Below are 8,582 nucleotides of genomic sequence, written 5' to 3'. Positions count from 1 at the left end.
CTGCAGCGCCTGTCGGTCGGCCGCGGCGGCCCGCGCGATCTCGCGGCCTTGCGCGACGGGCTGGACTCGGGCGAGACGCTGGCCCGGTCGCTGCGGGCCGAGCCCGAAGCGTTGTTGCCGCCGCCGGCGCCTCTGGCCGAGATCGTCATGTGCTGCTCCGACCACGGTGCGATCGTCGCGGCGCTGGCCGAGGCGCTGGCCGACGAGCCGCCGCTGCTGGTGCGCGACGGCGGCTTCGTGCGGCAGGGTTACCGGGCCGAACTCGACGAGCAGCGCACCCTGCGCGACGACAGCCGCAAGACCGTGGCCGGCCTCGAAGCCAAGTACCGGACGGCGGCGGGCGTGCCGTCGCTCAAGATCCGGCACAACAACATGATCGGCTACCATATCGAGGTGACGGCGACCCACGCCGACAAACTCGACCTGGCGGCGCTGGGCTTCACGCGACGGCAGTCGATGTCGAACGCGACGCGCTTCAGCACGGCCGAGCTGGCCGATCTCGAAACCCGCATCGGCCGCGCCGCCGACCAGGCGCTGGCGCTCGAACTGGCCGTGTTCGAGGAGCTGGTGGCCAAGGTCATGGCGGTGTCGGCGTCGATCGCGGCGGCCGGCCGCGCGCTGGCCTCGCTCGACGTCTCCTCGGCGCTGGCCGAACTCGCGGCCAGCGGCAACCATGTGCGGCCGACGCTGACCGACGAGCCGGCCTTCGCCATCGAGGGCGGCCGCCACCCGGTCGTCGAGGCGGCGCTGGCCCGCCAGAACGGCGCGGGGTTCGTGCCCAACGACTGCTATCTCGGCACCGAGCGCCGGCTGTGGCTGCTGACCGGTCCGAACATGGCCGGCAAATCGACCTTCCTGCGCCAGAACGCCCTGATTGCCGTGATGGCCCAGGCCGGCGCCTTCGTGCCGGCCAAGTCCGCCACCATCGGCGTCGTCGACCGCCTGTTCAGCCGGGTCGGCGCCGCCGACGACCTGGCACGCGGCCGTTCCACCTTCATGGTCGAGATGGTCGAGACCGCGGCGATCCTGAACCAGGCGACGGCCCGGAGCCTGGTCATCCTCGACGAGATCGGCCGCGGCACCGCGACCTTCGACGGCCTGTCGATCGCCTGGGCGACCTTGGAACATCTGCACGACGTCAACAAATGCCGCGCATTGTTCGCCACCCACTATCACGAGCTGGGCGCGCTCAAGGAACGACTCGACGCGCTGGCGCCGTACACGATGCGCGTCAAGGAATGGCAGAACGAGGTCGTGTTCCTGCACGAGGTCGCGCCCGGCGCCGCCGACCGCTCCTACGGCATCCACGTGGCCCAGCTCGCCGGCCTTCCCGCCGCCGTCGTGTCGCGCGCCGAGGAAGTTCTGGCGGTGCTGGAGAAGGGCGAACAGTCGAGTGCGGTCACGCGTGTGGCCGACGACCTCCCGCTTTTTGCCGCTGCCCCCGCCCGTCCCGCGAGCGGCACGGCCAAGCCGAAGGAATCGGAAGTCGAGAAGGCCCTGGCCGAAATCAACCCCGACGAACTCTCCCCGCGCGAAGCGCTCGACGCCCTTTACGCGCTTCGTTCGCGTTTACCTGCCGACTGATTGCGATCAGGCGACCGGCAGCGGCTCGGGTTGCCAGCCTGTCTTTGCCATGAAGAGGCGGGCCGTGCCGTAGGCCAGAAAATACAGCGCAAACAGGTCGATGAACGCCACCAGGCCGGCGAAGCCGATGGCGAATGTCGACGAAGGTTGCGGTAGGGCCGTCGACGAGAAGGCGAAGAGCAGCGGGACGGCCAGGTCGATCAACGTGCAAAGGATCACGAGGGAAACTAGAGAGGCGCGGACGCCCCTGGATTCCCTGATGGCTTCACGGGGGTCCCACTTCACTCCTGCCACGCTCGCGGCCGGTGCCAGGAACTGCGGTGAGAAGACCAGACTCGTCAGAAGCATCGTCGCCGCGCTGATGACGGTTGCGGCCACCAGCCCTGTCTTGGACACGCCGGGTGCCAGGACGATGAGCAGGGTCAGGCCTGCGACATACATTACGAATCCATAGGCGAGACAAAATCCCCAGACGCCGCCACTCGGCACAATCAAGCTTGGTCCGCCTTTGCTCTTCGCCAGCAATTTCGTTCGCTGCCTGAGGTCGGCGAACATCGTGAGTTTTAGCCACCGATCGAGAGCAAGCGTGAACAGGATCGCGAGGGCGATCGTTCCGGTGTTGGTGATCCTGAAAAAGGCGATGCCGGGAATGGCAAAGGCCGCGAACAGCCAGAAATCGCGCTGGTGGGAGCACCAGTGCCGGAAGCCTTCGCGGAACAGGCGGCTAAGCGGCGGCGTCTCGGCAGTCATTTCGGTGCGAACCTCTCCGGCAATTCTCGCTCCGGCGTCCAACCTGTCTTCATGACGAACAGCCGGCTGACGGTCTGGGCCAGTATGTAGAGCGTCAATAGCTCGATGACGCGAAGCAGCAGGGTGGAGACGAAGAGGATGATCAGGCCTACTAAGCCCGATATGTGCGGTGGCACGACGAACGTCTCGAATACATTCAAGGCCCTCTCACTCACGAACAACAGGAGCGTCAGGAACAAGGCAATCGCGATCATTTTGCGACGGGTGCCGTCAGCCTCACGAAATGCTTGCCCAGGCCCCCACGAAATACCCACTGCGCGCGCCGGCAGGAGCAGCAGGAAGCCGCCGAAGAGCCCGACAAGTGCGATTTCCTTGATCCATCCGATGGGTACGTGAACGAGCCAGGTGATGGGCACGCCTTGTCTCAAGTCTTCCTGAGACGGCATCTGGCTTCTGATGAGTTCACCCCAGAGCGTGAACGTGATGCTGGAGAGAAGCCACTGCAGCATCCAGAAAGCGATGAAACCGCCGCTGACGAAAGCGCGCCAGGGGAATCGATCCTCTCCCAGGAGCGTGCGAAGACGCTGACCTCAATCGTCGTACAGCGCGTACTTGAACCACTGATAAAGAACGAGGGCGATTAGAAGGACATGAATACCTGACTGGACCAGACGAAAGTCAAGGACCGGCTCAAGCCCTCCAAATAGTAGAGGTGAGATATGAGGCCCTGCGAAAGAGAGCGCTGTAAGAGCAAGGCCGGCTGGTCCGGCAATCATCCAGAACCGTCCCTGATGCGTGGCCCAGTGATCGAACGCTTCGCCGATCAGCCTGCCCGTCGACGGAACCGCGTCGCTCTCCTGCATGCTCTCAACCTGAGTTCACTTGGAGGTTGCGCATCTCGCTATTCGGTCAAGCTTCGGGAAGAGGCGTCGGCTGCCAGCCGGTCTTTGCGATGAAAAGACGTGCGGTGCCATAGGCGACGAGATAGAGCGCAAACAAATCCAGCAATGCCGCGAGGACCTGGAAAGCAAGAGCAAGGAGAAGAAATCCTGGCGGCAGAAAAAGGGTGTTGAGGGATATCAGTAGAGGCCCAACCAGCGCGATCAGCGTGCCCGACATCGCCAGCACCATGAGCGAACCCCGAATGCCGCCGCTGGCCTCCCGAAAGGCGTCACCAAGGTTCCATTCGAGCCCGGCGATACCAGCGGGCAGGAACAACAAGCTTGGTGCGAAGATCAGCGTTGCAAGACACATCGCCAACCCCAGGGCGACCGCAGAGAGCAGGGCCGTCGAAGTTTCCATCCTGCCGCGAAATATCTCCGGCGCCATGAGGAGGATCAGCAGCATTCCCGCAGCGAACACCACGAAGGCATAGGCGAAGCCAAACCCCCAGAAACTCCAGCGGGGCTGCGCAAGGCGTCGCCCCTCCTTGCTCTTCCTCAAGGCCGGTTCGCGCTGCTTCCAGTCGGGAAACAGGGCAAGTTTCAGCCATTGGTCGAAGACGAAAATGTACAATCCCGCCACGACACCCGAGGAACCGCTCGGAATGACCATCTTCAGAACAACGATGCCGATCGCACCGAGGCCGGCGAGTAGCCAGAAGGCGCGTTGGTGGACTAGCCAGTGCTGGAATCCCTGTCGGATCAGTTGGCTGGCCGGCGGCATCGGCCGCGTTTCCGTCATGCTCATGCCGGCCAGTTTGCTACGAGCAGCACGTCTGAGTGAAGTGGTAAGTCAACCCTCGCGCTTGGGTGGCATCGCGTTGGCGCAGCTCCTTCAGCCGAACGCCTTTCGTGCCAGCGCCGCGCCCTCGGAGAGCGCTCGCAGCTTGCCGTAGGCGACGCCGAGGGTCATCGGGGCCATGCCGCAGTTGGTGCAGGCCTGGATGCGTTCGGGATCGACGAACTCGGTCGCGAGCTTCAGGGTCGCAGCCACTTCTTCCGGCGTCTCGATCCTGTCGGAGGCAACGTTGATGGCGCCGACCAGCACGGTCTTGGTCTTCAGGAGCTTCATCAGCTCGGGCGGCACGTGGCTGTCGCGGACTTCGAGCGAGACCTGCTGGATCGAGCTGCGATCGAGCGCCGGGAAGGTCTGCTCGTACTGGCGCCAGCTTTCGCCCAGCGTCTCCTTCCACTTGTTGTTGGCCTCGATGCCGTAGCCGTAGCAGATGTGGACGGCGGTGGTGCACTTCAGCCCCTCGGCCGCTTTCTCCAGCGCCGGCACGCCCCAGTCGACCGTCTCGTTGAGGTAGACGTTGAAGGCGGGCTCGTCGAACTGCACGACGTCGACGCCGAGCGCTTCGAGGTCCTTCGCTTCCTGGTTCAGCAGTTCGGCGAAGGCGAAGGCCATCTTCACGCGGTCGCCATAGTAGCCGTCGGCCAGCGTGTCGATCAGGGTCATCGGGCCGGGCAGGGTGAACTTGAGCTTGCGCGAAGTGGCGGCGCGGGCGATGCGCGCCTCGCGCTCATGTACGAACCGGCGGCGCTTCAGCGCCGAGGTGACGGTCGGGCAATCGGCGTCGTAGCGGTTGTTGCGGATGCCCATCCGGACCTTCTTGTCGAAGTCGACGCCGTCGACCTCGGCCAGGAAGCCGTGCACGAAATGCTGCCGCGCCTGCTCGCCATCGCTCACGACGTCGAGGCCGGCCTCTTCCTGGCGGCGGATGGCGAGGAAGGTGGCGTCGTCCTTGGCCTCGAACAGCGGCTCTCCCGACAGCGTCCACGGCGCCCACAGGACGTTGGGCGTGGCGAGCCAGGCCGGCTTGGGCAGGCTGCCCGCAAGCGTCGTCTCGAACATGGCGTTTCCTCTTTTTCTAAGTCGTCGTGTTGTTCGCGGCCGGGACGGGCAGATTGGATCCGCGTGGCACCTCCAGCGATTCGGACGCTGCGGCCTCCGGCGGCAGGATATGCCCGTAGGTACCGGGTGCGCGCCATTGCAGCGTGCCGAACGCGCCGCAGCTCTCGCAGACCGGCCGCCAGCCTTCGTGATGGGCGCCGCACGCGTTGCAGCGCCAGGCGCGATCGGCCGGCGCATCGGCGGCGCGGGCGAGCCACGCGCGCACCTTGTCCTGACCGGTCTGCTCACGCTCCTCCACCTCGGCCATGAGGCGGCAGACGCGGGTCGACGGGTTGGTGCCGGCAGCGGTGTCGAGATGCCGGCGTGCCTCGCCCCACAGGCCGGCATCCAGCGAGGCCTGGGCGAGCGCCAGATGGCTTTCGATGTCGCCGGGATTCTGCTCGGCCAGCCGGCGTGCGACACCGACCCGCTTCAGCGCTTCGGTCTCGCCCGAGGCGTCGAGGTAGAGCGACGCGAGATCGGGATGCGGCGCCAGCGACCAGCCGCGCTCGATGGTCTTCATCGCTTTCTTCGTATCGCCCGCCTTGAGCTGCAGTTCGGCGAGGCGGCGCGTCACCGCAATGCGTTCGGGCGCGAGTCCGAAGGCCTCGCGGGCGAGCGCCAGCGCGTCGCTGGGGCGGCCTTCGCGCTCCGCCTCGCGGCTGCGCTCGACCTCCAGCAGCGCCTTCAGGGTGCGGCCCTTGTCGGCCGTGACGACCTTGCGGCGGATGCCCGTCTCCAGCGTCTCCTGGGCCGCCCGCCACTGGCCGACCTGCGCCTGCATGTCGAACAGCGAATGCACGACCCAGGGCGTCTGCGGCCGCAGCCGGAAGGCGCGTTCGGCATAGGACAGCGCCTGGGCCTGGTCGCCGTCACGCAGCGACTGGCCGATCAGGCCGCGCAGGCCGAGGAAGGCCATCTGCTCGTCTTCGAGCATGGCGGTGAAGGCGCGCCGTGCGCCGTCGCGGTCGCCGTTGAGCTGGGCGGCCTGCGCCGAGAGAAGGAGCGTGAGTGCCGGCTCCGACAGAAGCTGCTCAGCCTTGCGCGCATGCTTCTGCGCTTCCACCCCGTCGCCGGCCGCCACGGCGGCGAGTCCCTGGGTCAGCTCGCGATAGCCGCGACGGCGCCGGCTCTCGCCCCAACCGTCGAGCAGCGCGCCGGGGGCCCCGACGATCCAGCGATAGAGGAGCCATCCGCCGACGCTGACCAGGATCAGCACGAGCACGGAGATCATCAGCACGCCGACGCTGGTATCGAGCCGCCAGCCGCGGAACTCGGCGGTCACGGAGCCCGGCCGTTCGGCCAGCCACACCGCGCCCAGCATCGCCACGATGGCGAAGACGAACCAGATGATGGTGCGCAGGATCGTCATCGCAGGACCTACCGGGCCGAGCCGAGCAGGGTGACGGCCTGCGAGGAGATCTGGTCGGCCGCCTTCTTGGCGGCGAGATTGGCCTCGGCGCGTGACAGCCAGCCGGTGGTGGCGCGCGACGTCTGCGGTGGCAGCGTCTTCACCAGCGCGACTGCCTTGGCAAGGTCACCGGCCTCGAGAGCGGCTTCGGCCCGCGCGAGCTTGGCTTCCGTGCCGTCGCCTTCGACGTCGTTGCCGACGCGGCGCAGGGAAACCAGCCCACGGACCTTGCCGAGCAGCCGTTCGCCGAACGAATCGTCGGCGAGATCGTCGGCCAGCGCAGCCTTGGCGACCGCCGGAAACTCCGCCACCAGCGCAGGCCGCGAGGCGACGCCGTTCTGGGCATAGGCCTGCAGGGTGGTGGCGCTCTCGGTCAGCCTGGCGTCACCTTGGGCCAGCGGCGTCAGCAAAGCGAGGTCGGTGGCAAAGGGCAGGCCGGATTCGACGGCCGCGCTCAGCCGTGCGGCGATGCCGATCAGGGCGGAGGCGCGCGCCGCGCTCATCGCCTTCTGTTCGCCGGCATTCCGGGCGCTCGCTTCGCCGCGCGCCTTGTCGACGGCCTCGGCCAGCAGCTTCGTCTGGTCGCGCTGCACGGCGATCGTCTGGTCCATCGTCTGCACGGTGTTGCGCATGGTCGCCAGCTCGAGCCGCAGGGTGGCGAGCTCCTTTTCCTGCTCCGGGTTCGGGGCCGCCTGGGTCGGCGTCGCCGGCACGGGGGCGGGAGCCGCGGCGCGACCTTCCAGCGCCTCGATCTTGCCGCGCAGTTCGGCAATCGCCGGATCAGGGCCACCGGTACCCGGACTGGCCGGCTGTTCCGCCGCGGCGGCCGAGGCGGCGCGCACCCGCTTTTCGAGATCGTCGAGGCGCGCCGAGATTTCGCGCTTGGCAGCTTCCACGGAGGCGTTGGCGACGGCGGTCGCATCCTGGCGAACCTGCTGGAGGTCGAGGGCGGGCGCCGGCGTCGCGGAAGCCGCGCCTTGGCCCTGCCACAGGGCGCGAATTTCCGCCGGCCAGTAGGGCAGGCTGATCAGGGCGCCCGCCAAGACCAGGCAGGAGGCGACCAGCCCGACGATGAAAGCGCCGGCCACGCCGATGCCGCGGCGGACTTCGACGGGCCGCGGTGTCATGGAAGCGGCCGGCGGTGCCGTCGATTCGGGAGAAGAAGGTGTGTCGCTCATGATGCTCGGTCCTTCTACGGCCGCCTCGGCGGCGGCCTTGGGGGCGCCCAAGACGGTGTCAGCGGGCAGCCGGTCGATCTCGTCCAGAACGGACTGGCGGGTGGGATGCGCTGCCGCCACCGTCGCCTTGAACGGCAGGGCCCTCAAGGGCTCGAGCGCCGCCGGACTGATGGCGATGGCGGTGACATTGGATAGCGCCGTGGAAAGTCCGCCTTCCTGCACGAGCCGGGCGAACAGATCCGAGGCGCGCGGCGAAAAGAACATCGCGGCGTCGACCGCGCGGGCCTCGATGGCAGCGCGCGCCGAGTCCGGCAGTGTGGTCTCTTCACGCGCGTCATAGAGGGGCACGCGACGTACCTCGAACCCGTCGGGGGCGAGGGCGGCCGCGAAATCCTGGGCGATGTCGACACCGGACACGTGCAGGAGAGGACCGGCCTTGGGGTCGAGGCGCTTTCGCGCGAGATCGGCCAGCGCCCGTCCATCGCCCGCGGCGGACACGACCGAGACGAAGCCCAGTCCTTCCGCGGTCGAGGCGGTGGTATCGCCGACCGCAAGAATGGGCTTGCCGCGCTGTTCGCCGGCTTCGGCCAGGGCGCGCGCGCCATTGGCGCTGCTCAGCAGGATGGCCTGGCACTCGGAAAGATCCGTGGCGAAGGTCGCCGGCGGATGAAGAATCTCGAGACGGAACAGGGGCGCGATGACGGGGACATGGCCGCGCTCGGCCAGCGCCGTTGCCAGCGTGGTCGCCTCGCGTTCCGGCCGGGTGATCAGTACGCGCATGACGCTTCCGTAGCCGGGGCGTCCGGCCGACGCAACGTCATAGA

At 67.4% G+C, this 8,582-nt stretch carries 8 protein-coding genes; 1 reads left to right on the top strand and 7 read right to left on the bottom strand.

The genetic code is table 11. The annotated features are described in order from the left end of the window. Positions 1-1,584, top strand: a 1,584-nt coding sequence (gene mutS / locus ACT6UX_RS23070; RefSeq protein ID WP_444777496.1) for a DNA mismatch repair protein MutS, incomplete at its 5' end; no start/stop codon positions are given. 6 nt (positions 1,585-1,590) lie between these two features. Here mutS and ACT6UX_RS23065 read toward each other — a convergent pair. The 7 genes from ACT6UX_RS23065 to ACT6UX_RS23035 all read right to left on the bottom strand — a co-directional run bounded on the left by ACT6UX_RS23065 (position 1,591) and on the right by ACT6UX_RS23035 (position 8,538). After that, on the bottom strand, positions 1,591-2,334 hold the full coding sequence (locus ACT6UX_RS23065) for a hypothetical protein (RefSeq protein ID WP_444777495.1): 744 nt from the start codon (positions 2,332-2,334) through the stop codon (positions 1,591-1,593). Beyond that, positions 2,331-2,843, bottom strand: coding sequence for a hypothetical protein (locus ACT6UX_RS23060; protein ID WP_444777494.1), 513 nt, complete (start codon positions 2,841-2,843; stop codon positions 2,331-2,333). Before ACT6UX_RS23060 ends, ACT6UX_RS23065 begins: the two co-directional genes overlap by 4 nt. An 81-nt stretch (positions 2,844-2,924) precedes the next feature. Next, positions 2,925-3,197 carry a hypothetical protein gene (locus tag ACT6UX_RS23055; protein WP_444777493.1) on the bottom strand — a complete coding sequence of 91 codons (273 nt, stop codon included), beginning with the start codon at positions 3,195-3,197 and terminating at the stop codon, positions 2,925-2,927. Between the two features lie 46 nt (positions 3,198-3,243). Continuing rightward, a complete protein-coding gene (locus ACT6UX_RS23050) occupies positions 3,244-4,023 on the bottom strand; it encodes a hypothetical protein (RefSeq protein WP_444777492.1) in 780 nt (259 codons plus the stop codon). 87 nt (positions 4,024-4,110) lie between these two features. Continuing rightward, positions 4,111-5,130, bottom strand: a complete 1,020-nt coding sequence (locus ACT6UX_RS23045; RefSeq protein ID WP_444777491.1) for a methionine synthase — start codon at positions 5,128-5,130, stop codon at positions 4,111-4,113. Between the two features lie 16 nt (positions 5,131-5,146). Beyond that, positions 5,147-6,541 (bottom strand): heme biosynthesis protein HemY, encoded by a 1,395-nt coding sequence (locus tag ACT6UX_RS23040; RefSeq protein WP_444777490.1) that lies wholly within the window; start codon positions 6,539-6,541, stop codon positions 5,147-5,149. A gap of 8 nt (positions 6,542-6,549) precedes the next feature. Next, positions 6,550-8,538, bottom strand: a complete 1,989-nt coding sequence (locus ACT6UX_RS23035; protein ID WP_444777489.1) for a uroporphyrinogen-III synthase — start codon at positions 8,536-8,538, stop codon at positions 6,550-6,552. Positions 8,539-8,582 lie beyond the last annotated feature (44 nt).

Origin of the sequence: Reyranella sp. (assembly GCF_052439685.1) — a bacterium.
Taxonomy (GTDB): domain Bacteria; phylum Pseudomonadota; class Alphaproteobacteria; order Reyranellales; family Reyranellaceae; genus Reyranella.
Note: the sequence above shows the minus strand (reverse complement) of the source record. Positions and strands in the feature narration are given on the sequence as shown.